Annotated in this window: 20 protein-coding genes; 11 read left to right on the forward strand and 9 right to left on the reverse strand. The window is 35.6% G+C overall.

The window, feature by feature from the left end:
* Positions 1 to 36 precede the first annotated feature (36 nt).
* The 3 genes from BT999_RS01035 (at position 37) to BT999_RS01045 (ending at position 3,729) form a co-directional block, all read left to right on the forward strand.
* Positions 37 to 1,275 carry a cyclic di-GMP phosphodiesterase gene (locus BT999_RS01035; protein WP_072695592.1) on the forward strand — a complete coding sequence of 413 codons (1,239 nt, stop codon included), beginning with the start codon at positions 37 to 39 and terminating at the stop codon, positions 1,273 to 1,275.
* A gap of 78 nt (positions 1,276 to 1,353) precedes the next feature.
* Positions 1,354 to 2,409, forward strand: a complete 1,056-nt coding sequence (gene rlmN, locus BT999_RS01040) for a dual-specificity RNA methyltransferase RlmN (protein WP_072695594.1) — start codon at positions 1,354 to 1,356, stop codon at positions 2,407 to 2,409.
* A 519-nt stretch (positions 2,410 to 2,928) separates the two neighbouring features.
* On the forward strand, positions 2,929 to 3,729 hold the full coding sequence (locus BT999_RS01045) for a 2-amino-3,7-dideoxy-D-threo-hept-6-ulosonate synthase (protein ID WP_072695596.1): 801 nt from the start codon (positions 2,929 to 2,931) through the stop codon (positions 3,727 to 3,729).
* A gap of 141 nt (positions 3,730 to 3,870) precedes the next feature.
* On the opposite strand, the gene BT999_RS01050 is transcribed toward BT999_RS01045, so the two are convergent.
* Complete coding sequence (locus tag BT999_RS01050; RefSeq protein ID WP_072695599.1) at positions 3,871 to 4,788, reverse strand: lipase family alpha/beta hydrolase; 918 nt, start codon at positions 4,786 to 4,788, stop codon at positions 3,871 to 3,873.
* Between the two features lie 452 nt (positions 4,789 to 5,240).
* Here BT999_RS01050 and BT999_RS01060 point away from each other — a divergent pair, with 452 nt between their 5' ends.
* The 5 genes from BT999_RS01060 to BT999_RS01080 all read left to right on the forward strand — a co-directional run bounded on the left by BT999_RS01060 (position 5,241) and on the right by BT999_RS01080 (position 10,334).
* Positions 5,241 to 6,158 (forward strand): formate dehydrogenase accessory protein FdhE, encoded by a 918-nt coding sequence (locus BT999_RS01060; RefSeq protein WP_072695602.1) that lies wholly within the window; start codon positions 5,241 to 5,243, stop codon positions 6,156 to 6,158.
* Between the two features lie 60 nt (positions 6,159 to 6,218).
* Positions 6,219 to 6,842, forward strand: a complete 624-nt coding sequence (locus tag BT999_RS01065; protein ID WP_072695603.1) for a molybdenum cofactor guanylyltransferase — start codon at positions 6,219 to 6,221, stop codon at positions 6,840 to 6,842.
* A 10-nt stretch (positions 6,843 to 6,852) separates the two neighbouring features.
* The gene (locus tag BT999_RS01070; protein WP_072695604.1) at positions 6,853 to 7,347 is read left to right on the forward strand and encodes a hypothetical protein; all 495 of its coding nucleotides are present in this window, start codon (positions 6,853 to 6,855) and stop codon (positions 7,345 to 7,347) included.
* An 8-nt stretch (positions 7,348 to 7,355) separates the two neighbouring features.
* On the forward strand, positions 7,356 to 9,110 hold the full coding sequence (locus BT999_RS01075) for a YcaO-like family protein (protein ID WP_072695606.1): 1,755 nt from the start codon (positions 7,356 to 7,358) through the stop codon (positions 9,108 to 9,110).
* An 84-nt stretch (positions 9,111 to 9,194) separates the two neighbouring features.
* Entirely contained in the window at positions 9,195 to 10,334 is a 1,140-nt protein-coding gene (locus BT999_RS01080; RefSeq protein WP_178139292.1) for a lipid A deacylase LpxR family protein, read from the forward strand.
* An 8-nt stretch (positions 10,335 to 10,342) separates the two neighbouring features.
* Here BT999_RS01080 and BT999_RS01085 read toward each other — a convergent pair whose 3' ends face one another.
* From BT999_RS01085 to BT999_RS01100, 4 genes are all read right to left on the reverse strand, one after another.
* Positions 10,343 to 10,840 carry a DUF7000 family protein gene (locus BT999_RS01085; protein ID WP_072695610.1) on the reverse strand — a complete coding sequence of 166 codons (498 nt, stop codon included), beginning with the start codon at positions 10,838 to 10,840 and terminating at the stop codon, positions 10,343 to 10,345.
* Positions 10,841 to 10,871: 31 nt separating this feature from the next.
* Positions 10,872 to 11,771, reverse strand: coding sequence for a DMT family transporter (locus tag BT999_RS01090; RefSeq protein WP_072695612.1), 900 nt, complete (start codon positions 11,769 to 11,771; stop codon positions 10,872 to 10,874).
* Positions 11,772 to 11,800: 29 nt separating this feature from the next.
* Positions 11,801 to 12,700 carry a DMT family transporter gene (locus BT999_RS01095; RefSeq protein WP_072695614.1) on the reverse strand — a complete coding sequence of 300 codons (900 nt, stop codon included), beginning with the start codon at positions 12,698 to 12,700 and terminating at the stop codon, positions 11,801 to 11,803.
* 81 nt (positions 12,701 to 12,781) lie between these two features.
* Positions 12,782 to 13,987, reverse strand: coding sequence for an MFS transporter (locus tag BT999_RS01100; RefSeq protein WP_084650534.1), 1,206 nt, complete (start codon positions 13,985 to 13,987; stop codon positions 12,782 to 12,784).
* Between the two features lie 278 nt (positions 13,988 to 14,265).
* Here BT999_RS01100 and BT999_RS01105 point away from each other — a divergent pair, with 278 nt between their 5' ends.
* Entirely contained in the window at positions 14,266 to 14,745 is a 480-nt protein-coding gene (locus BT999_RS01105; RefSeq protein WP_072695616.1) for a DinB family protein, read from the forward strand.
* A gap of 44 nt (positions 14,746 to 14,789) precedes the next feature.
* Here BT999_RS01105 and amrA read toward each other — a convergent pair whose 3' ends face one another.
* From amrA to BT999_RS01125, 4 genes are all read right to left on the reverse strand, one after another.
* Positions 14,790 to 15,359, reverse strand: coding sequence for an AmmeMemoRadiSam system protein A (gene amrA / locus BT999_RS01110; protein ID WP_072695618.1), 570 nt, complete (start codon positions 15,357 to 15,359; stop codon positions 14,790 to 14,792).
* 64 nt (positions 15,360 to 15,423) lie between these two features.
* The gene (locus BT999_RS01115; protein WP_072695620.1) at positions 15,424 to 17,976 is read right to left on the reverse strand and encodes an ArnT family glycosyltransferase; all 2,553 of its coding nucleotides are present in this window, start codon (positions 17,974 to 17,976) and stop codon (positions 15,424 to 15,426) included.
* Positions 17,969 to 18,631: a phosphatase PAP2 family protein gene (locus tag BT999_RS01120; protein WP_072695622.1), complete on the reverse strand. Its 663-nt coding sequence runs from the start codon at positions 18,629 to 18,631 to the stop codon at positions 17,969 to 17,971. Before BT999_RS01120 ends, BT999_RS01115 begins: the two co-directional genes overlap by 8 nt.
* Positions 18,609 to 19,562 (reverse strand): hypothetical protein, encoded by a 954-nt coding sequence (locus BT999_RS01125; protein ID WP_072695624.1) that lies wholly within the window; start codon positions 19,560 to 19,562, stop codon positions 18,609 to 18,611. The genes BT999_RS01120 and BT999_RS01125 overlap by 23 nt, the downstream gene beginning before the upstream one ends.
* A 329-nt stretch (positions 19,563 to 19,891) precedes the next feature.
* Here BT999_RS01125 and ybgF point away from each other — a divergent pair, with 329 nt between their 5' ends.
* Positions 19,892 to 21,247 carry a tol-pal system protein YbgF gene (ybgF, locus tag BT999_RS01130; RefSeq protein ID WP_072695626.1) on the forward strand — a complete coding sequence of 452 codons (1,356 nt, stop codon included), beginning with the start codon at positions 19,892 to 19,894 and terminating at the stop codon, positions 21,245 to 21,247.
* A gap of 97 nt (positions 21,248 to 21,344) precedes the next feature.
* Positions 21,345 to 22,736, forward strand: a complete 1,392-nt coding sequence (dprA, locus tag BT999_RS01135; RefSeq protein ID WP_072695628.1) for a DNA-processing protein DprA — start codon at positions 21,345 to 21,347, stop codon at positions 22,734 to 22,736.
* Positions 22,737 to 22,859: the final 123 nt, after the last annotated feature.

A 22,859-nucleotide genomic window follows, 5' to 3' on the forward strand; every position in this document is an offset into this window, starting at 1 on the left:
TGATGTTTTGTTTGAGGTATAAGTGTGAGTACTTTGATGAAAAAAGTTAATATTACAGACCTAAAACCCGGAATGTATGTAGTCAATCCGGGAGATAGTTGGCTGATGAATCCTTTTTTGTATACACATGAAGGAAAAATAGAAAAAGAAACCTCAATTATCGAAAATATTCTTGATTCAGGTTTCTTAGAAGTATTTATTGACTTAAAACGCTCTGATCCTGATTCTTTGCCGCCTGATTGGCGAGTTTCCGACGATACATCTACAGAAGATATTTTAAACAGACAATCAGAAGAAGAAAAGTGGAATACTCCTTTGCCTACTGTTCCTATTGGCGAAGAGATGGCGGAAGCTAACAAAATTTGTAGTGAAACCTTAGATTTTGTTCGCGGAATGATTGATGGAAATCATGTTGAGGGTGAACACGTTGAAATAGCTCAACCTTTTGTAGAGCGAATGCTCAATAGCTTACAACGCAATAGTAACGCTTTATTGGGTCTTTGTAAGCTTCGCATGTCAGACAACTATACTTATACCCACTGTGTCAACGTAGCGGTTTTTACCTTGTCGTTTGCTCGTGGTCTTGGTGTTCCCGAAGATAAACTTCAACTTTACGGTTTAGCCGGACTTTTCCATGATATTGGAAAAACAATGGTGCCTCAAGAAATTCTTAACGCCCCGCGTAAATTAACAAACCTAGAATTTGAGGTTATGAAAACCCATAGTTCTCGTGGCTATGAACAATTAAGTAAAATTCCCGGTATATTTCAAGAAATACTCGATGGAACTTATCAACATCATGAAAAATATAATGGTTTGGGTTATCCGTTAAACTTAAAGTCTGATGAAATTTCTATGGCAGGAAAATTAATGGCGGTTGTCGATATTTATGATGCCTTAACTAGCCAAAGGGTTTATAAACCGGCTATGCCTGCTGTTAAAGTGCTTGGAATTATGTACGGTATGAGAGAACAAGATTTTCACCCGGGTGTTGTAGAAAGTTTTATTAGAATGCTTGGCGTTTATCCCGTTGGAACTGTTGTTAAACTGACCGACGGAAGTATGGCGGTTGTTAGTGGAATTAACAACAATAGCGGAACAAAACCACAAGTAGTGCTTATAAAAGACCCAAAAGGAAAGTTTGTTCCTCGTCCTGTGGTAATAGAGCTTGAAAAAGAAGCTAATCTTGCTATTGATACTTGCCTTCTTCCAAATCAGTATAATTTTAAAGTAGACGAAATTTTAAAGAACGTACAAGAAATACCTCCTGTATAATTTCAATTTTAAACTTTTTTTATAAAACAATATGTATAAAGCCAATGTATTTTTGCATTGGTTTTATTTTGGATATTTATGACAAATTTATTAAATTTATCACAACAAGAATTAACAGAATATATGCAATCCCTTGGGGAGCCGCCGTTTAGAGCTAAACAAGTTTGGGAATGGCTTTGGCAAAAAGGGGTAAACGACTTTGATGCTATGACCAATGTGTCTAAAGAAACACGAAAACGCTTGTCAGAATCCGCTTCTATTATTTTGCCTACCCTTGAATTACTTAAAGAGAGTTCTGATGGTACAAAAAAGCTTTTATTACAATTGGAAGACGGAGCTTTAATTGAAACTGTTTTGATTCCAAGCTCTTCTCAAAAAGGCGAAGAGCGTATGACGCAATGTATTTCCGTTCAGGTGGGTTGTGCGATGGGCTGTACTTTTTGCAGCACTGGCCAGATGGGTTTTAAGCGTAATTTAACCATGAGTGAAATTTTGGGGCAGTTATTGTTTGCTCGCAAGCTTTTGGGCGATAATCAACCTTCGCGTCCGATAATTCGCAACCTTGTGTTTATGGGAATGGGCGAACCGCTTTTAAACTTTAAAGAACTGATGCGTTCTTTACATACTTTAAATAATCAAGCAGGTTTGGCGTTTTCACCAAGGCGTATTACAGTTTCTACTTGTGGAATTGAAAAAGGCTTGTTGGAACTTGGGGAAAGTGGTCTTGCTTTTTTAGCAATTTCTTTACATGCTTCAAATCAAGCTTTAAGAGCGAAAATAATGCCAAAGGCAGCTCGCTGGTCTTTAGACGATTTAATGAACGCCTTGGAACGTTATCCTTTAAAAGCTAGAGAACGCTTAACTTTTGAATATTTACTCTTGGGAAATGTAAACGACAGTTTAGATGACGCAAAGGCACTTGCAAGGTTAATGGCAAGAGTTAAAGGAAAGTTGAATCTTATTGTCTATAATCCCGTAGAAGGGTTGCCATATAAAGCACCAAGCTCGGAAAGAGTTTTGGCGTTTGAACAATATTTGTGGTCAAAGGGGTTAACGGCGATTATTCGTAAAAGTAAAGGGCAAGATATTAAAGCCGCCTGTGGACAGTTAAGAGCAGAACATTCAGCTGAATAAATCATATTAAATAACAAAATTTTTTTTAGTAATAACGAAAAAGTTAACTGAAAATATGTTTTGTTTTTTATGGCGACAATTCAATAAATATAGATAATTACGTTTGTTTTTGCAAGATATCACTCAAATCATTTTGCAGAAAGAATTATTTTTCTTTATTCGAGACTATTGTGTAATAGTGTCAATAAGATATTCTTTAGAAAAAAAAATGTTAAAAATTATTTATTTTTGATGAAAAAACTTGACAAAGAAAGTTGAATTATATTAGTAAAAGAAGAAATAAATTTTACTTGAGGCATTACAATGCAAAACCCAGTTATCATCAACAGCTCTTTCGTACCTTTCTTTTGGTACTTTTATAGCTTCGGTGATAACCGTGGCTCTTTTGAGTTGTGTGAAAAGTAAAGTTTAAATTACTGAATAACCTTAAAAGACTACGGAAAACCACCGTAGTCTTTTTTTGTTTTTGGCGTTTGTAAAATTGGTTTGAAAACTAAAAACACTTTTAAGGAGCAAAAAATGAGAATAGGGAAAAAAGTAAGAATGGCACGCATTTTTAACCGTCAAACAAAACGTACGGTTATCGTTCCGATGGATCACGGCGTAAGTATAGGACCTTGTGAAGGTCTGATTAATACTCGCGAAACAGTAGATAAGGTAGCCGAAGGACACGGTGATGCCGTTTTACTACATAAAGGTCTGGTGGAAGCCGGTTCCAGAGAGGGCGGACGCGACGTTGGTTTAATTGTTCACCTTTCCGCTTCTACTTCTTTGTCTCCTTTCCCAAACTCCAAAACCCTTGTTGCTACCGTTGAAGATGCAATTAAACTTGGAGCTGATGGTGTTTCTGTTCATATCAACGTAGGGGATACAAACGAAAGTGCCATGTTGGCTGACCTCGGGCGTACGGCTTCTACCGCAGAACATTGGGGAATGCCTCTTTTAGCGATGATTTACGGACGTGGACCTATGATCAGTAACGAATATGACGGAGCACTTGTTGCTCACCTTGCAAGAGTAGGGGCAGAACTTGGAGCTGACGTTGTAAAAGTTCCTTATACCGGTGATATAGAGTCTTTTGTCAAAGTAGTTGAGGGTTGTTGCGTTCCTGTTGTAATTGCCGGTGGTCCGAAATTAAATTCAACAAAAGATTTTTTAGTCGTAGTACATGATGCAATCAAAGCAGGAGCGGCCGGGTTATCGGTTGGACGTAATGTATTCCAACACCCTAACGTTACTCAACTTGTTCAAACGTTGCGTGGTTTGGTGCATGATGATTGGAGCATTGAAGAAGCTTTGGATTTTATGAAAATAAAATAAATAAGTATTGAAAAAAATCTTTATTGTTCAAAGCAATAAAAATATTTATTTAAACCGATTATGTTAAGTTAATATAGTCGGTTTAAATAAAAAATATAATTTTGCAATAGTCTTCAGTATGAAGTGATTTGTTCGCTTTGATTATTTGTTGTTATTCTCAAAGCTATTAGAATTGTCAGGCAACTTATTTAAGTGTCCCAACATCTTATTGAATGTGCGTTTACAAAGCATCATTGCAACGTGGGTAACCTGAGGAAGAGTGTCTTTGTTCCACTCAGACGGGGGCATTAAGTTGTCAGTAGGTAAGACCAAGTTGTCGGCTAAAGAATATAACGCTATTTTGGGAATCCATTCAGATTTAGTAATACTTTCTTTCGCCACTAACTCTTTAAAAAACGGACCGCTTGGTGATAAACTGCGAGAAGTTTTTTCTATGCCAAATGCGGCGAGTTTACTACCGGAATGTGGTGTTCCAAGGGTAATAACGGCTCTGATGCGATCATGATTGGTTTTTGTCGTTCCGTTTTCTCTGTTTTCAACACGAGGGTCGGTTTCACTCATCCAACCGCGAATCATAAGCCCGCCAAGGCTCATTCCAATCAAAATCGGTTTTTCGCCGGGGTATAAACTTTCTACTTCAGACACAGCCTTTTCAAGATATTTGGTTAAGCCCCAAAGCTCTTTCCCATGAACGGGATAAGAATATAGGTGTACTCTGGTATATCCTGCTTTTTTAAACCAAAGTTTATAAAAAAACCAAGTGCTTGCGTTGTGAAATAAGCCGTGTACCAAAATTAGTGGCGGTTTTTTTCCGTTTTTGTCGACTAAAGGTTTGGCTAACAATCTTACAAACGGATACATTAGGTAAACAACTATCCAGCTTACAAAAGTTTCGATTACACGCCAAATTAATTTCCACCAAGCTACTTTGTTATTATTAAAAACAGAACTTGTAGAATTTTTATATTCATACCAATAAAAACACTCTGTTAGCGTTGCTAAAGAAAGTATAATGCTACATAAAATAAAAAATATATTTACTAATATATCCCAAGACATAATATCCGCCTCTGTTTAATTGGTTGAAAAATATAAGCTCAACAAATAGAAAAAGATACACAATACTAAAATATCAATAATTATGTGTTGAAAAAGTCCTTTTAATTCTTTGATAAATACTCCCCATAATGTTATCCCCATATATTCTTGTTTGTTTTTGTATTTAAACAGATAAGTAAAATATATAAGAACAAACATTACAAAGAAAAAAGTTAAAAGCTGAGCTAAAGAGCTGTCCATAAAATCATTAAAATAACTCATTTTTACTCATAACAAAAAACACAGTTTTGAATATTAAAAAGAAAAATAAATACGTTTAAATATAAAACAGTATACCAAGACTTGCAACAAAAACCTTAAGCTTCACAACTTGACTCTATTGAAATTAAATGTTTAACTTTACTTTTAAATAATCTAATGTGCTATGTATTTTATCTTAGGAGAATACTCATATGTCAGACTCTATACTTTCACCGGAAAAAATTAGTCGTCGTTTTCAAGAAATTGTTCAAAAATCTTATTTACCGGCTCAATTGCTTTCAATAATCAAAACAGTATTAGAACTTGACGCCAACTCACAAGACCAAGTAAAGATTAGTTTAAAGAAAGATGCTAAAGAAAAACTCAGTGATAAAATAAAGTGTTCTCAGGGCGTTGCTTTATTACCCAAAGAATATTTTCCCCTTGATCAAAAACACGCCGAAAAAATGGCTAAAGAAATTTTAGTTGCAATCTCAAAGATAGACAAAGAACTTGATCAAGGTTTACTCTCTGCTATTAAAGAGCTTGAAGAAAAAGTTAACAAAAAAGAATTAAGCTGGAATACTGCCTTTGAAGCAATTTTAAAAGATGACCAAAAGTTTTTTAAAACATGGGCTGAAAAGCTTCCACAAGCTCCGGCTTTAGTACGTTTTATTGCTATGAGTGCGATAATGCCGTCTCTTTTTAAAATAAAAGCCTTGCTTGTTGAAATACTTAAAGAAAACACAGAACAAACAGGAATTGTTTGGACACACGGTCATTGTCCGCTTTGTGGTTCTTTACCTTTTCTGAGCCGTTTAGTTAAGAAAGAAGGTTTTCTTTATGATTCTTGTTCCTTTTGTCAGCATGAATATCGAGTTAAACGCTTGCAATGTCCGTTTTGTCTTAACGACAACACAGAGTCATTAAAACAATACAGCGTTGATGAAGAGCCAAAATATCAAATTCATGCTTGTAAAGAATGTAACAACTATATTAAACAAGCGGATTATAGAGAGCGTTTTGATGACTTTATTGCTTCTTTAGACGATCTTGATTCTTTGGCTCTTGATATTTTGGCAAAGCGTATGGGCTATACTCGCCCAACCTTGTCATCATGGGGTTTTTAAAGAACACGAAACTGTTTTGTGTTGAAACTGTAAAACCATAAACTTTAGAACCCTATAAATATGATGAAGCAACACAATAAATTAAATCAAAATGATATTATAGGCGTTATCTTAGCCGGTGGTTTATCTTCTCGGATGGGACACGATAAAGCGAGTATTGCTTTAAGTACCGATGATGATTTGGATTTGTTGGGAAAAACCTGTAAACTACTAACAGAAACCGGCTTAGATGTTTGGATTAGCGGGCGTGAAAACAAAGCCCTTAACTTATTTTGTTTTCCTGATGCAAAAAAAGGTTTGGGACCTTTAAGCGGTATAGTCAGGGCACTTGAACTTTCCCAAAACCGTGCTTGTTTAATATTGTCTTGTGATTTGCCTTTTATGGATCAAAAAACAATTAATGCCTTAATAGAGTGTCGCAATCAACGCAAACAGGGAACGGTTTTAACGATTTATGTACAGAAAGAAACGGGTTATCCCGAACATTTGGCGGCGATTTACGAACCCGAGTCTTTACCTCTTTTAAAAGAATCATTGGAAAAAGAGCTATTAAAGCTAAATAGAATTATTCCGATAGATAAACAAGAACGTATTTATTATAATAGCGAAGATTCGTTACCTTTTTTTAATATAAATTATCCTGCTGATCTTGAAGTTGCAAGGCGTATAATAAGATCACTGTAAAGGTTGTTGTATGCAGTTTGCAAAAATTTTGTTGATACTTTTTGGCGTTGCTCTGGTTTCTTTATTGATTTGGAGTCTTTTTAATAAAGAAGAGATAAAATTAGTTCCGTCTTTAAAAAATATGAATGTGAGCGTATCGCTTCCTAGTGGCGTAATGATCGTTCCGACCGCACTTTTTTCTCCGGAAGAGTCAGAATTGATTACTAGTGAATTACAAAAATATAAGAATTTTTATAAATCCATGCATATCAATCTTGATGTTCACGGAGCTTATAATATTCGTAGTTTTAAAGAGGCACACTCTCCAACCGCAAAGGCTTCTTTTAGTATTATCATGCAAACAAAAAACGGTTGCATACTGGAAAGTGCCAAGGTTGAAACCAACGGTAGAAGATTAAGCGGTGAAATTAAAAATCGTATCAGTAACGGCTTTACTTTATATGAACAAACCGTACGCCCCTACAGCAAAGAACCGGCAAACGTTAAATTTATTTCAGGTTTTTAATAGTTCATATGTTGGAATATCAATATACTCACGATCAAACAACTTCGACAACCGGTTTTTTTTCTTGTATCCCAACTCAAAACGGACAACCCATGAGCCTTGAACAAGGCTTGCTCTTGTTGCAAAAAACTCCAAACGACAGCTTTTTACACCGTTATATTTTAAGACGGTTAGTCAACGAGAAAGCTGCTAATATAGACACTCTTTTAGTTGATTTTCAGCAAACGTTTAGCCTCGATAAGTTAAATATTTGTAACGCATTATTGGCGGAAATTTTTGAAATAAATCCAAAGCTTTTAAGTGAACAAGCTTTAGCACAAATAAAAAATCAAACTAAGTTCTCTTTATTGTCAAATTTTAGCCCTTTGGTTTATTTACAAGATAAAGTAAAAACAGATCAAGAGCTGCAAAATAGTTGGCGTAAAGTCTTTTTAAAAAATATCACGGCTCATTATAAAATTCCGAGTTTAAGCGAAATCAAGCTCACACCGCTTTATTCAGAAGTAGAACTTGCTGCAATCAAAACTCCAAAAGTCAATTTAGAGGAATTATATCAAAAATATAAGCTAATTGAAAAACAAAACTCTTTTGCAACAACAGTTCAGACTAGTCCCAAAGAAATGGCGGAAGTGGCGTTTGAGCGTTTAAGCGAGTGTGGAATAATCGCAGGCAGAGAAATGCGCCACCAAGCCTCGCTTAGCCCTGTGGCGTTGCAAAGACTTTGGAATATCAACCTTAAAGTTCAACAGGGAAAACATAATTATATACTAAAAGGACAAGCCAATACCTATGGTCGAGGTTTAACTCTCGATATTGCAAGAGTTTCTTGTTTAATGGAAATGGTAGAACGGGCTTCGGCTTATGCCTCAATCACAGAGCAAGGTGTTTTGCATAAACAAGAGAATGCAGAGATATTTTATGGAACTCGTTCCTCTCTTTTGGCTCAAGGTTATGAGGTTCTAGACTTTGATACCTTAAATCTTGATATAAAGTATCAAGATCAGGCGTTGCATTTTATAAAGGGCGAATATCCCAGTTGTAGTGGGTTAAATGCTCCATCAAAAACAGTTTTGGTGCCTATGCAACTTGTGTATCTTTTTAATAATTTAGATGAACCTGATTTGTGTGATGCACCAAGCTCCACAGGGTTGGCAGCAGGCAAGAGCCTAACCGAAGCAAAAATTTCTGCTTTAACCGAGGTTTTGGAAAGAGATGCCGAAGCGACTCATATTTATCATAAAAAACTTTGCTTTAATATTCAAACCCAAGACCAAGAGCTGTTAAAACTTTTTAGTGCCTATCGTTATCAAGGTATAAATATCCAATTTCAAGATTTAAGCGGTCAATTGGGAATGCCCTGTGTAAAGTGTTTTGTAATAGGCAATAAGGGGCAAGTTTATCGTGCAACCGGTGCCGGGCTTGATGCAAAACGAGCTTTAATATCCGCACTCACCGAAACACCGTTTCCTTTTCCTGATGGTCCAAGTTCAGGTCCCGGCTTGAAAAGCTTAGAGCAAGTGAGTTTTGAAGCCCTTCCGTCATATCGTTTAAGTTCGCCTGAACTTACTTTAACAATGCTTGAAGAATTATTGATAGAAAACGAACTCACGCCAATATATATAAATTTAACTCGTTCTGATCTTTCTCTACCTGTTGTAAAGGCGATAATTCCCAATTTATATACTAATTCTGAGCTAGACGAAAACAATAAAATACCTTATAGGCTTTACTCACATTATTTAAAGTTAAATCAAAATTCTTAACTCTCAATAAAATATAAAGAAATTTGCCGGTTCATTATGTATAATATAAATAAATCTTTTATATTGCTTCTGTTGCTAAGTTTTATGGCGTTCAATTCTGTCGCCAATGCCCAAGAAACAAATTTTTCTCACAATACGCTCGCTTATAATAATGAAAATTCTTCTTTTAGCGAAGATGCCAAAAAGCTTGATGCGTATGCCGAAAAAGACAAAAATCAAGCTGATAGCGAACAAGATAAGCAAAACACCGAAGACACGATTGTAATTCCCAAAGGTTCTTTGACTATATATTTTGAAAATGACTTATTTTATAACACAGACAAATATTATACAAACGCCGTGCAAATGCGTTTTGTTTCGCCACCTTTGGCGAGTTTTGCCGATAACAATATCCTGCCTGATTTTTGCGATGAGTTATTAAATAAAATACAAAAGTTACAAGATGAGGACAATATCCAATATAATGTATCTATAGGTATGGGCCAATCAATCTATACACCTAAAGATACCTATACGACTTTACTGCAAAAAGACGATAGACCCTATGCGGGTTATTTATATGGCTTTTTAGCTTTACATGCGAAACAAGAAACTCAGATGGATACCTTTGAGCTTACGGGTGGTATTGTTGGACCTAGTGCCTTGGGTGAACAATCTCAAAACGAAGTACACCGAATTAGAGGGTTTGAAACGGCAAATGGTTGGGAACATCAACTGCGAGATGAACCGGCCTTTATGTTTTCTTGGTCAAGAAATTATCGCTTAAATAAAGATAGTGCTTGGTCCGGTTGGAACTGGGATATACTGCCTTATCATACTATGAGTGTCGGAAATATTTTTACCCAAGCTACTATAGGTAGTGAGTTTCGTTTTGGTTGGAACCTTCCCTCAAGCTTCGGAACTTCTTTAATACGCCCCGGCTCAAGTGTTGACGCTCCGACTCCGAGATCTAAAAAAAGCGTTGAAGAACAGCAATATGGTTATTATCTTTTTGCCGGAGCAGAGGGACGAGCCGTTGCACATAATATTTTCTTAGACGGAAATACCTGGAAAGATAGCCACAGCATAGAAAAAAATAATTTTGTGGGAGAGCTGAACGGCGGGGTGGCTGTTACTATAAACGAAGTAAGAATATCCTATACGCATGTTTTTACAACCAGAGAATTTAAAGGGCAACCTCGCCCTCAAAATTATGGTTCTATTACCGTGATGATGCCGTTTTAGCTTTGAGTTTATTTACATAACTTTTTGATATAAATAATTAACTCTTCTGAAATTAAAATAAGTTTTTTCTTTATTTCAATATTTATTTGAACCGAGTTGTTAAAGTCAGGTTTTTCACACAAAACGCACTCAAGAATAGAATATTGTGGCATAGTTAACACTCCTTTATTCCATTTTGTGTCTTTTAACAAATTCCAATATTTTTTTTGAATTTGTGCATTTTGTCCCATAAGCCAAAGCTCAAATCTCATTTTTTGATGATTTAAGACTATTCCGAAACGTAACTTTTCGTTTCGTAAAAACTCATTAAAAAAAGGAAAATAACTAAAATCCATATATCCAGGAGAAAGATTGCCAAAAGAATATTGATCTACAAAAGTTTTTTCGCAGTCAGTCTTTAACTCCATCATATATTTTAGCAATAGTTTATATGTAATTTGTATCTCACCATTTTTTAGTAGAGATTTATAAATTAAAATATAATCATTTGTAGTTTTATTTGTCATATTATCATCTTTTATTTGTGGTATTTATATTCTAACGACGTGCGGCAATAGTTGCAATACATACGCCGCTTAAAACAAGAATACCGCCGATTAAATGCACAAAAGTCAGGTGTTCGTTTAAAAATAAAACAGCCCATAAACAACCAAAAATAGGAATGGTATAATAAACTAACGAAGCTTGAAAAGAGCCGATTTTATTAATAGCGGCGTTCCATAAAAAGAAACAAATTACCGAAGTTCCAAGCCCGATATAAATAATCGTACCCACGGCTTGCAAGCTGTTAATATGAATCATTCCGCCAAAATATAGTTCGATAAGTGTCATTGGAATTAAACATAAAACTCCAATAATAAAGATAGTATTTAAAAAGCCCAGTTGGGAAATTCCTTTTGGCACAAAACGTACTAAAATAGAATAAACTGCAAATAACACAGCGGCAGTTAAAGAAAAAATATCACCAATAGAAAATTCTAAATCCATTAATGCACCAAGGCTCCCCTTGCTGGCAATAACGATAATACCAATAAACGCAAGCAAAGCACCAAAGATTTTTCCGCTATTTAAAGGTTCTTTTAAAAAAATACTGCCTAAAAGCATGGTAATCATAGGGGCGGTTGAAGCGATAATAACCATATTAATGCTGGAAGTATAGTGAGCCGCATAATAAATTAAGGTATTAAAAAGACTTATTCCCCAAAAGGCAACCAGAAGATGAAAGCCTAAATGCTGGCGAATAATATGCCAGTCTTTTATCATGGGTTTTAAGCCAAAGGGTGCTAAAAAAATACAAGCCGTTGTCCAACGCAATAAAGATAGGGCAGACGGACTTATATCTGAAATTTGCTGTTTTGCTATGATAAAATTTCCTGACCAAATAATAACGGCACACAAAGCCATTAAAACACCTTCAAATCTTCGTAAGCCTGACATATCACTCTCTTTTATTATTACAATTTGACTTAACGTCTAGACGCTATTGTTGCAGTTAATACTCCAACCAAAACCAAAGCTCCGCCAACAAAGTCCATAAACATTAAGCGTTCTCCCAAAAATAAAATTGCCCATAAACAACCAAAAACAGGTAGGGAATAATAAATCATAGAAACTTTAAAAGGACCGATTTTTTTTATAGCTTCGTTCCATAAAAAAAAGCAAGCAACCGAAGAACCAGCACCGGCGTAAGCAATTCCTGCAATGCTTTGCCAGTTGCGAATATATATTGTTCCGCCCAAATAAAGTTCAACAGCCGTCATAGGAATAAGCCACAAAGCTCCCATAAAGAAAATTGCACTTAAAAAGCCGAGTTGTGAAACCCCTTTGGGTATAAAACGCAATAAAATCGAATAAACAGCAAACAAAAAAGAAGCAATTAGGGCAAGCCCATCACCCCAAGAAAAACGCATTCCAATTAATACGTCTAAATCGCCACGACTTGCAATGGCAATAATTCCGCTAAATGCGAGCAAAGCTCCGATTACTTTCCCAAAGTTTAATGTTTCTTTTAAAAACATACAGCCTAAAATCATAGTCATCATAGGGGCAGTAGAGGCGATAATAACCATATTAACCCCGCTTGTATCGTGGGCGGCGTAATAAATTAAGGCATTTGAGAGGCTTATTCCAAAAAAAGAAACAGTAAGATGAAAACCTAAATGTTGGCGTATTATCTTCCAATCTTTTAGCAAAGGTTTAAGTCCAAAAGGTGCCAAAAAAAAACAGGCACTTGACCAACGTAATAAAGATAAACTAAACGGACTTATATCAGGGGCAAGTTGCTTGGCGACAATAATATTGCCTGACCAAATAATAACGGCGGCTAATGCCATTATAAAACCCTCTAGCTTGCGAAATTCTATCATATATTTTTGCTCTTTTTATATTAAATTTAGATATGTCAGTATATTACAGAAAAAATATTGGCAAATGTTTTTATAATAGAACTAAGGGCTTAGGGCGTGTTTTTTATGAAACAAAAGGTGTGTGATAAAAATCAAAAACAAGACTAAAAAAATAGTACCTGTAAAAATCGCATCAACATCAAAAAATCCTTTTAATAAGCCGGCAAATAGAGGGCCAAGAGATTGTGCTAAACGTAAAATCGTGCCGTTTAAGCCCATTAAAACAGCTCTCTGTTTTGGAGGAGACTGGGCAAGTAGTTGAGACGAAATACAAGGCAGGCCTATCCCTTGCCCCAATCCATACAAAGACAAAGGTAAAATAAGCCACCAAAAACTTGTTATCAAAGGCATTAAAATTAAAGTAGCAATATAAAAATATTGGCTAATCATAATTAGGGTTTTAACCTTAACCTTATCGGAAAAGCGACTAACATTCGCAGCACCAAAAGCAGTTCCTGTTGCCGAAATAGCCATCAGAATGCCAATATACATGGGTTCGGCTTGAAACTTTAAATCTGACAATAAAGGCAAGCCGGTAACAATAGCTCCATAAAGAATAACAAAAGTGCCCATGCTTAAAGTAAACAATAATAGTAGTTTTATGTTTTTAAGGCTTGAAATTGTTGTCTTTGTATACTCAGCAATAATAATCTTTCGTTTTATTTTATCAAGCGGTAACCCTAAAACCAAAACGACGGAAATTAAAGCAAGCAAAGGTAAACAAAAAGTTAAACGCCAGTCAATTTGAGCCAAAACTCCGCCTAAAAAAGGGTAACAACCCGTGCTTACGCCAATCATGGTTGTATTATAGCTAATCATTTTAAAGCGTTCATCACCCTGATATAAATCTCCGATAATCGTAACATAAAGCATTCCGAGGGGAGCTGCTCCTATTCCCTGTAGAAACCTAAAAAATAAAAGCATTCTAAATTTATATTCGCCAAATTCAGGAGCAAACGCACAAGCAAAACCGGCAAAAGCAAATAATAATAAAGAAGGTATTAAAACTTTTTTTCGCCCGAAATAATCGGCACAAATACCTGATGGGATAGTAAAAATAACCCCGGGAATAGTAAAAGCCGCCACAACCCAAACAATTTGATTATGTTCAACCTCAAACACCTTTGCCAATAAAGGCAAAATCGGAACAATGCTCGAAACCCCCAAGACTGCCATGAGCGTAACGCTCATGATACTGATACGGGTATATAAACTATGCATAGGAGCTGTTTCGTTTGTGGGCAACATTTTTGACTTTTTGTTAATGTTAAACAGGCGAGTTTGATAAAAGTTTTTTTAAAAGGCATGGACATGAAATTTTGCATCAGAAGTCATATCTCTTTACAATGACTTTTGAACGGCGTATAATTTAATCAGCAAGCAGTACTATAATACTGCAAAATAGAAAAGTAAAAAACTAACTGTTTTAAGGGAAATAAAAAAGATTATGCCTATCACAGAGTTTTTTAGTTAATATTTTTAAGCTTAATTTATATAAATATTTCAACCAAATAAGAAGGTGTACCATGTCTAATATATTTGTTACTGATGTAAAAAAACATATTGATCGTTTTTGTGGTTTTTTGGAACAACAAATAGGGTTGTGTCCCGACGAGCTTTGGACAAAAACAGCTGGGGGTTACCCATTTTGGCAACAAGCTTTTCATACCTTTGCTTTAATGGAATTTCTCGCAATTCCGGAAGGACAAGAGTCTAAACAAGTTTTTTATCCGAGAGAGGTCGTCATGCTTGCCACTTTTCCGGAAAAAGCAATGAGCAAAGCCGAGCTTTTAAGTTTTGCCCAAAGTGCTAAAGAGTGTGTTTCTGCTTTTATTGCATCAATGACTGATGAAAAGCTACAGGCGATACACCCGAAGATGTCTCAAATTAAGGGTAGTAATGTTACAAATCAAGACGCACTATTAATGTTGGTTACCCACAATTCTTATCATGTCGGTTGTTTAGACTCTGTTTTAAGAGATAATGGGGTTAAAGGCGTATATTAATTTTTGAAGTCTGCTTTTTATGCTTAGTAAAGATGATCTCTTCTTTACAGTATAATACCTTCAAACCAGAGAATTTCCACATTGTCGTTTTGCCATGCTGCCTCTGGTAGGCCTGCTTTAACGCAAGTTTGGGCTAGAAACGTATCTAGGTTCCAACCTTGTTCTATTGGAACTTGGGGGAGCAACAAGCCTTGTTTCCTGCCGTCTTTTGTTCGCATTATTAGGCCGTGTTTGCCGAGTTCTATGTCTTTGGGGTTTGGGCAAGGGCTGATCTCGCCCATCACAGTAATGGATATTTCCACATCTTTTAATTCTTCACTTGTAAGAGGGCGAAAGCGAGGGTCGTTAAACGCAGCGGCTCTCGCCATTTTCCAAACATTTACAAAAAGTGGTTCAACACCGATTAAGGTGCCGATACACCCTCTTAAAGCATGATTCTTTTTTAATGTAACAAAAGCACCAAGTTTTTGTTGCAACACTTTTGATTTTGGCGTTTGTATTTCATTTATTGTTTTTTGTGGTTCATTAAGGGCTTGAGAAATACTCTCTTTGGCAATTTTATATAAGTATTGTTTTTCCGCTTGAGAAAACTCCAACTCTTCTGTTTTAAACATAATATTGCTCCTTAAGCTTTGTTTTGCGAGGTAATTTTTACTTCGCTTTTTGCTTGTTTAGAGTTTATTCTTGTGGGCTGTTGGTCGGTTTGTTTGTGTCTGTGGCGTTTGTTTGTTTTTTGCTTGTTGCGTTTAGCTCTGAGGGAAACAAGCGTGTTGAATTGGTTACTGTAATTGTTGAACTGGTTGTTGAGCCTGTTGTTGAGCCTGTTATTGAGCCTGTTATTGAGTTTATTGTTGAGCCTGTTATTGTCGCATTTGTGCTTGTATTATTTGTATTTAAGTCTGGTATTACTGTTGGTTGAGTGTCAGTTGTTTGGTTATCATTTGGAACAAGTTCTTTGATTTCAGATTCCGTTTTAGGTTGTTCGCTTTGATTATCTGTAGCCAACAAGAAGATTAGTTCTTCTGCGATACGTTGTTGTCCAATCTTTTTAAGTGGTTTTAATATCTCCAATAAACGTTGTTTTTCTTCTATAACATTGTGTTTATTTTCTTTTTGTAGTTTTTCAATTTGCTCAGGGGTAAATTCGTTATAGTCTTTTGCTTTAATGGCTAAGATAACTTTTTCATTGCTGTTAATTAACTTATCTAAAACTTGGGCGGTATCAAGCTCTATAAGCTTATCTTCAAGATAAAAGCTGTAAATTCCTTTATATACCCTATAGCTGGCGGGTGTATATCCTTTTGCTTTGTATTCTTTTAAAACTAAAGCTTGAGCGTGTGGACTAAGAATATTGTTCATGGAAGGTGCTGTAATTAAAAATATTGGCTGCATCAGCAGGCAGATAAATATAGCAAAAGTTAAGAGTAGAGCTTCCGGACGACGTTCTTTTATGCCTGCCCAAAAAATAGCAGAAAAGACAACGGCAATGCCGGCGATAAAGATAGTGCCTAAAATTCTGACATCTTCATTGGCGTAAAAATCAGGCAAGATATATGGTGCAACAAGAGGCAACCCACCAATAAGAATTAATAAAGTTGCAAAGATCGCTAAAATGTAACGAAAATAAAGACTTTTGCGTTCTGAAAAACTTAAGATTTGTTTAGCACTGATTGCCGCCAATGGTGCAAAAAGTGGTAATAAATAAATATGAATTTTAGTACTGATCAAACTTAAGAGTATAAAACCTGTGAGTGCAAAGATCCAGATATAGGATAAACCTTGATATTCAGGTTCTCTTGAGCTTAAAATACGTTGTTTCAGGTTTTTAAAGTTAGCAAGCGGCAATAATAATGAAAAGGGTAGATATATCAACGGCAACAACCAGATATACATGTACCAAGCTTTTTTATGATGCCAAGCGTCTAACCCTCGTTGAATAACTTGTCTGTCTACGATTGAGGAATAAACATAATTAAAATCAAAACGTAAAATTAAAATAACGAACCAAGATAAGGTAACCGCAATTCCAACGCCGAGGGCTATGAAAAAATCGCTTGCAATTAAACGGCGTAGGCGTTTTTGCCATAATAAATATACAATTACGCTTAAAAGAGGAAAGGCAAAACCCAAGGGGCCTTTTGTTAAGGTAGCGAGCCCCATAAACACAAAAGCAGAAATCATCAGAGGAAAACTTTTATCTTTTTGGACGGCTTTAAAGAGAAAAATTTGACTGATTATGATTAAACTTCCAAAAAATAAATCCATTCTGGCATAGTGGGTTGTTCCCATAAAATAAATGCTAGACAATAAAACCAAACCGGTTGCAAAGCTTAAACGGCGGTCAAAACGTCCAACTAGTTTGGCAAAAAAGTAACTTGACCAAAGAAAAAATAAACCGGAAATGCTTGCACCAAGACTCATTAATTGAGGAACTATTCTCTCTTGGTTTAAAAAGCTGATATTAAAGCCCGTAAGGCTTGTTAAAGTCGGTGCGAGAGTTTGATCTAAAAAGACTAAAATATATTTGAGTCCTACTAAAAATAAAAAGTATAAAGGCGGTTTATCCGGATAAAATTCGCCGTTAAGATGTAAAACAAACCAGTCTTTGCTTTCCAGTAAATATCTTAGGACATCACCGTGGCGCACTTCGTCGGAGTACCAAAGTTCATGGTTATCAATTAAAAAGAAGGTTTGTGCAATATATAAAATGCTCAAGGTTAATAAAGGCATAAACGCCAATATATTGAAAATGCGAGAGATTATGGTTGGCGAGCTAGCGTTATCAGCCGTAATTTTAAATGCTTTATTTATTGTTTGAGTCGGGTTAGTTGTGGGTTCCGTATTATCGCTTTGTATTTCTGTAATATTTTCAGGGGTTATATCCTGTATTGAATCTTGCTTTTGAGTTTCAAAGGAAGTTGTAATAAGTTCCTGATCCGTTGAGAGGTTTTCAGCAGAGAACGAAACATTAGGGAGGGAAACATTAGGGAGCGAAACATTTCCAAGTTCTTGCGGGGTTTGTTCGTTAGGCGATAACTCCTGGTTTTCGCCACTTGTTTCTGATTCGCCTGAGGATAAAGATGTATTTTTTATTTCAAAAGATTCCGCTTGTTTGTCTTCGGTATTGTGGTTGGGTTCGATAACCGGTTCGGTTTCTTTCGTTACTTCGTTATTTTGTCCTTCTTCGTTTGTCAGGAGTGTTGATTCTATATTCTCATTTTTATTATCCATTTTTGAGGCTCCTTTTATTCCAAAATAGAACGATTAAGACAGCAGACAGAGAACCGAAGAAAAGACCTGCCCATGTGTCGGATATATGATGTTGACCTAGGTATATTCGAGAATATGCCATTGTTGCAATACACAATCCAAATATAAAGCTATAGAACATATTGCGATAAATCATGCTAAGAGTCAATGCTGAACCACTTATTTCGGTTACATGTCCGGATACGGCAGAGTGGTAATAGCTGTTGAAAGAAAAGGGCATAAAAGATCCTTCTATATTTGGTCTTGGTCTGCCTATTGAAATTTTTAAAAAGTGTACTAACAAGACGCCTATAACTATTTGAAAGAAAATATAATATAATGTGATAGACCAAAGTCTTTTGTCTTTTGTTTTGATTCCAAGATAGAAAAAATAAATATAAAAAGAATAGAACATCATATTACCATAGTCTGAAATAAATTTCATTATCTTGGTTGTAGTGGTGTGTATTGTTCTTAATTCTTTATAATAAACGGCGACGTCTTGCGGTGAATTAAAACTTAAGGTTAAGTATGTGAGTAGTAATACCGCAGGTAATATCCCCACAAGATAAGCGACACTATATTGTTTACTCCAATCAGAGTTTTGAGCATGATTAAGAGGCGGGCATAATTTCATTGGTCAATAATATTTGTGCGGTAACGCTTAAAATTAAAAAGATTAATGCAAACCACGCACTAAATTTATGGCGTAGCGGGGTATTACTTCTTATGATAAAAAGCCAAAGCAAACAAGCAAAAGAGGGTAGGGCTATATTGGTGATTAAAAGCCAAGTTTGTGGAAACTGTGCTAAACTCGGAGACATTCCAACCCAACCTCTGTAAAAAACAAATGCCCCGGTGACTAAGCCGCCTAAAGTGCCTAAAATTGCCCAAGCGGAAGAATAAGACAAGGTAAAATTATAATAATCTCGCCCAAAATTATCTTTATTTCTTACGATCATTATCCAAACTAGGTTTAAAGCTCCAATGGTTGCAAAACCCAAAAGAAAGGCTTGGATAATGAGAGGCCAGACTATTGAGTTTAAAGGAATTGAATTAAACAGCTCGGTAACAAGAATAATTATAGAACTATATTCCGTAAGTTCAGAGCCTGAATGTAACACGGTTCTTAGAAGCATAGCGATTAACACAAAGGCTGAACTTAATATTAAGGCAATTAGAATACCTATCGATAAGTGAATGATCTTTGCTTTTTTGAGTGTTTTCCATGTGGCAAGGTAAAGGGAAAACAGTAAAAATGCTGTACCCAAGAGAGACATAATCAAGGTAACGGGAAGAGCCAAAACTCCTTCGAGTAAGTTGTTGCCGTTTTGTATATTCACCGAAATTAAACTAATAAACGCTAAAATATAAGCAATTAAAAGAATAGTGCAGAGTTTTCCCGTTTGAAAAGCACACTTATCTTGAAATTTTTTTTTTGTTGCTATACCGCTGGCCTCAGTGATTACTACAAACCATGCCCCGGAACAAACAGCCGCGAAACAAAGCATGCAAAAAGCAAGGGCAAACGCAAACAGTAGTATATCAGTATTTATAAATGGCAACATATGTAACCTAATCCTTTATAAATATTTATTTTTATATAAAGAGAGTCTTTTGACTTAAATAAAAATGTATATTTTATTCTGTAATATTTCCTGTGTCTTATCTTAAATCTTAAATAATCGCAAGAGATGATAATCATTTATGCTTGATAATTTTATTGTTTATATATATATGTAGTACAGTGTTGTTTAATTAAGAATAATATTCTATAAACAATGTTTGATGTTATAAGTTTACTAGAGTTGACATGAGTTGATATGCGTTGCGTTAGCTTAAGGTTAAAGGGTTGTTTTTTATAACTTTCTAAGTTGTTTTTTATTTTGGAGTGTGCATGTTTACTAAGTATGTATATGGTTGTTTTATCGGTTTGGCTGTTTTTGGGTTGAGTGCTTGTTCAACTTCTTTATCAGAAAGGGTAAGCTCTTTGGAAACTCGAGTTGGTAGCTTGGAACAAGAACAACAGGTTCAGCGTTTGAGTGATGATGCACGGATTGACTCTATTACCCAAAAAGTAGCCGAATTGTCTGCTCCTAAAGACAGCGTAGTGCTTGCCAAGACAAAACCTCTGAAAAAAGATAACAAGATTGCTTTAAAAAAGACTAACGAAGTTGAGCCTTCTTTAAAGAAAAAAGAGGCTAAAGAAAACGCCAAATCAACGCAAACCGTGCAAGCCTCACAAGCTCCGCAATTATCTTTGTTAGAGAAATTAAATCCGGCTCCTGAGTCTTTCAAAAAAGCTAAAGAATTGGAAAATACGCCAAAAGCTACGACGCCACCTGTGAATACTGCGGAATTAAACAATAATCCAACTCCACAATCTCAATCCGTAAATATTCCACAAACAAATACTGCCCCAGTTGTTACCCCGGTTCTCAACCCGGTCGCCGAACCAAAATATTTGGCTCAAAATAACGTGTCAACACATAACGCCGTTGTAACAGACGACTATGACCCGGTTGCAGAAGCTTTAAGGGCTGTACAATCTAATCCTCAAACTCAACAATCTAATCAATCTAATCAATCTAATCAATCTAATCAATATGCCGGTGCTGCTCCAAAAAAAGAAAATAAAGAGCTGCCTCAAACAAATAATACAAACCAAGCTGTTGCTGTTCCTCTAAATGTTACACCGGAAAAGACAAATACGGCAAAAGCGGAAACCTTGACTCCTGTTGTTCAAGTTGAACCCAAACAAAAAGTTGAACCGCCGGTTACAGCTACTTCAACAAAAGCAACAGATGATAAAAACGTTGTAAAACAAAAGAAAAATACAGAGCTTGTACCACCTGTTGCCGGTGGAAGTTTAAGTAAGTGGCAATCTTCCGATGCTACTTATAACTCTGGTTTAAATTTGCTTGATGCCAATAAACCGGCGGCGGCGAAAGAAAAATTTGAACAATTTATTATAGATAATCCAAATAATCGCTTAATTCCCAATGCTTATTATTGGCTTGGTGAATCTTTTTTTGGAATGAACCAATATGACAAAGCGATTTTAACTTTTAAAGAAGTTACAAATAATTATTCAAAACACCCTAAGGCAGCGGCGGCAATGTTAAAAATTGCTTTTTCTTATCAAAAATTGGGTGATAAAGATAATGCACGTTTTTACTTGGAAACACTAATTTCTCAATATCCAAAATCAGAGCCTGTGGCGTTGGCGAAAAAACGTTTGGCAACTTTATAGAGCTTTGGTTGTTTATTTTAATTTTAAAAACCATTTTGCAAAGACAAAATAAACTTTGTTCGTGATAAACTTTGTTTGTTTTTAGAGCTGTTTTGTAATGTATGGAACTTTTTCTCAGTTAGATGATGCGACCAAGATAGAATTGTGGTCATACATGGCGTTGAAACATACCTCAAAGTTGGGTGTTAGGCGTATTAACAGGCTGTGTAAATATTTTGGATCGGCACATCAAGCTGTTTTAAACTGTAAAAAATGGGGCGTTTGTCGAGTTCCTGCTGATGCGGCTTCATCTTTTCGTTCTGAGCTTTGGCGAGAGCCGGCTAAACAAGAATGGGGAAAGTTGCGTGATACCGGGTGTGGAATTATCTTGCAAAAAGATTTTCCCTTGTTATTAAAAGATATTATTGATGCACCTTTATATTTATATTATTGGGGTGATGTTTCTTTACTCTTTGGTTCTTGTATTGCGGTTGTGGGTTCTCGGCGTTGTTCAAGCGAAGGTCTTGCAAGTGCGGCGAGACTTTCCAATACCTTGGCGTCAATTGGCTTTACGGTTGTTTCGGGTATGGCTCATGGAATTGACAGAGAGGCACATCTTGGAGCTATCAATGAGCTTGGTTCAAGTATCGCCGTTTTAGGAACAGGAATTAACAAAGTATATCCACCTATAAATTTAGACATCTTTACTCAACTAATTGACAAGGGGTTAATTATTAGCGAGTTGGCTCCTGATTGTGAAGCCGAACCAAGACAATTTCCTATAAGAAATCGTATTATAAGCGGCTTATCTCTCGGTGTTGTGGTTGTTGAAGCGGCACAGCGTTCAGGTTCTTTAATTACGGCACGACATGCCCTTGAACAAAACAGACAGGTTTATGCCGTTCCGGGTTTGCCTGATGCGGAAAGCTCGGTTGGTTGTAATGATTTATTAAACCAAGGGGCGATAATCGTAAGAAATATCGGTGATATTTTAGTAGATTTAAAAGAAAGTTTAACAGGTATTTTAGAACAAAAAAATAAAAACGAAACAGTTAAAGAGAGTAGAGTTTGTCCTGATAATATGGATGTTTTTGAAAAAAGACTTTATATCAAAAGACCAAAAACCCCTGCAAAACAACAAAACATTCAACCTGAACTTAAAACTGAGTTTAAACGATTAGTCTCAGATGATCAGGGCAGTTTAATAAAAAGCATTTATCAAAACGATATTATTTCAACAGTCTGTTTTGAAAACAAAAATATTTTGTCTCAACAGAATAAGATGGAAGAGCTTAAAGGTTCGTTGTCAGAGCTTGAGTTTAATATAGTTTCTTTATTAAACAAACATACGGAAAGTTTACATATAGATAAAATTGTCGAGTTGCTTAACCTTGAAAACGCTACAAGTTATGAGGTTTCTGATGTTTCTTCGACAATAACTATTTTAGAAATTAGGGGGTTTGTTTTCTCGAAACCTGGGTTGCGTTATGTTATTGGTAAAATAAAATAAAAAAAATCTTTTTTGAGTCTTGCTCAATTATCTTGAATGTGTCAAAATTCATATTTGCAAGGGATATATTTTATTGTTGTTTTTTCAGATCGGTTATTTTAATTTTTTATTATAAATCTTTAT

The organism is Desulfovibrio litoralis DSM 11393, assembly GCF_900143255.1.
Lineage (GTDB): Bacteria > Desulfobacterota > Desulfovibrionia > Desulfovibrionales > Desulfovibrionaceae > Frigididesulfovibrio_A > Frigididesulfovibrio_A litoralis.

Bases quoted from the DNA above. Each gene is read 5' to 3' on its own strand.
- BT999_RS01115 (WP_072695620.1), bottom strand. From the start codon at position 17,976: ATGGATAATAAAAATGAGAATATAGAATCAACACTCCTGACAAACGAA.
- BT999_RS01070 (WP_072695604.1), top strand. From the start codon at position 6,853: ATGCAGTTTGCAAAAATTTTGTTGATACTTTTTGGCGTTGCTCTGGTT.
- BT999_RS01090 (WP_072695612.1), bottom strand. From the start codon at position 11,771: ATGTCAGGCTTACGAAGATTTGAAGGTGTTTTAATGGCTTTGTGTGCC.
- BT999_RS01065 (WP_072695603.1), top strand. From the start codon at position 6,219: ATGATGAAGCAACACAATAAATTAAATCAAAATGATATTATAGGCGTT.
- BT999_RS01100 (WP_084650534.1), bottom strand. From the start codon at position 13,987: ATGTTGCCCACAAACGAAACAGCTCCTATGCATAGTTTATATACCCGT.
- dprA (WP_072695628.1), top strand. From the start codon at position 21,345: ATGTATGGAACTTTTTCTCAGTTAGATGATGCGACCAAGATAGAATTG.
- BT999_RS01075 (WP_072695606.1), top strand. From the start codon at position 7,356: ATGTTGGAATATCAATATACTCACGATCAAACAACTTCGACAACCGGT.
- BT999_RS01045 (WP_072695596.1), top strand. From the start codon at position 2,929: ATGAGAATAGGGAAAAAAGTAAGAATGGCACGCATTTTTAACCGTCAA.
- BT999_RS01085 (WP_072695610.1), bottom strand. From the start codon at position 10,840: ATGACAAATAAAACTACAAATGATTATATTTTAATTTATAAATCTCTA.
- BT999_RS01050 (WP_072695599.1), bottom strand. From the start codon at position 4,788: ATGTCTTGGGATATATTAGTAAATATATTTTTTATTTTATGTAGCATT.
- BT999_RS01120 (WP_072695622.1), bottom strand. From the start codon at position 18,631: ATGAAATTATGCCCGCCTCTTAATCATGCTCAAAACTCTGATTGGAGT.
- BT999_RS01060 (WP_072695602.1), top strand. From the start codon at position 5,241: ATGTCAGACTCTATACTTTCACCGGAAAAAATTAGTCGTCGTTTTCAA.
- amrA (WP_072695618.1), bottom strand. From the start codon at position 15,359: ATGTTTAAAACAGAAGAGTTGGAGTTTTCTCAAGCGGAAAAACAATAC.
- BT999_RS01105 (WP_072695616.1), top strand. From the start codon at position 14,266: ATGTCTAATATATTTGTTACTGATGTAAAAAAACATATTGATCGTTTT.
- BT999_RS01080 (WP_178139292.1), top strand. From the start codon at position 9,195: ATGGCGTTCAATTCTGTCGCCAATGCCCAAGAAACAAATTTTTCTCAC.
- rlmN (WP_072695594.1), top strand. From the start codon at position 1,354: ATGACAAATTTATTAAATTTATCACAACAAGAATTAACAGAATATATG.
- ybgF (WP_072695626.1), top strand. From the start codon at position 19,892: ATGTTTACTAAGTATGTATATGGTTGTTTTATCGGTTTGGCTGTTTTT.
- BT999_RS01125 (WP_072695624.1), bottom strand. From the start codon at position 19,562: ATGTTGCCATTTATAAATACTGATATACTACTGTTTGCGTTTGCCCTT.
- BT999_RS01035 (WP_072695592.1), top strand. From the start codon at position 37: ATGAAAAAAGTTAATATTACAGACCTAAAACCCGGAATGTATGTAGTC.
- BT999_RS01095 (WP_072695614.1), bottom strand. From the start codon at position 12,700: ATGATAGAATTTCGCAAGCTAGAGGGTTTTATAATGGCATTAGCCGCC.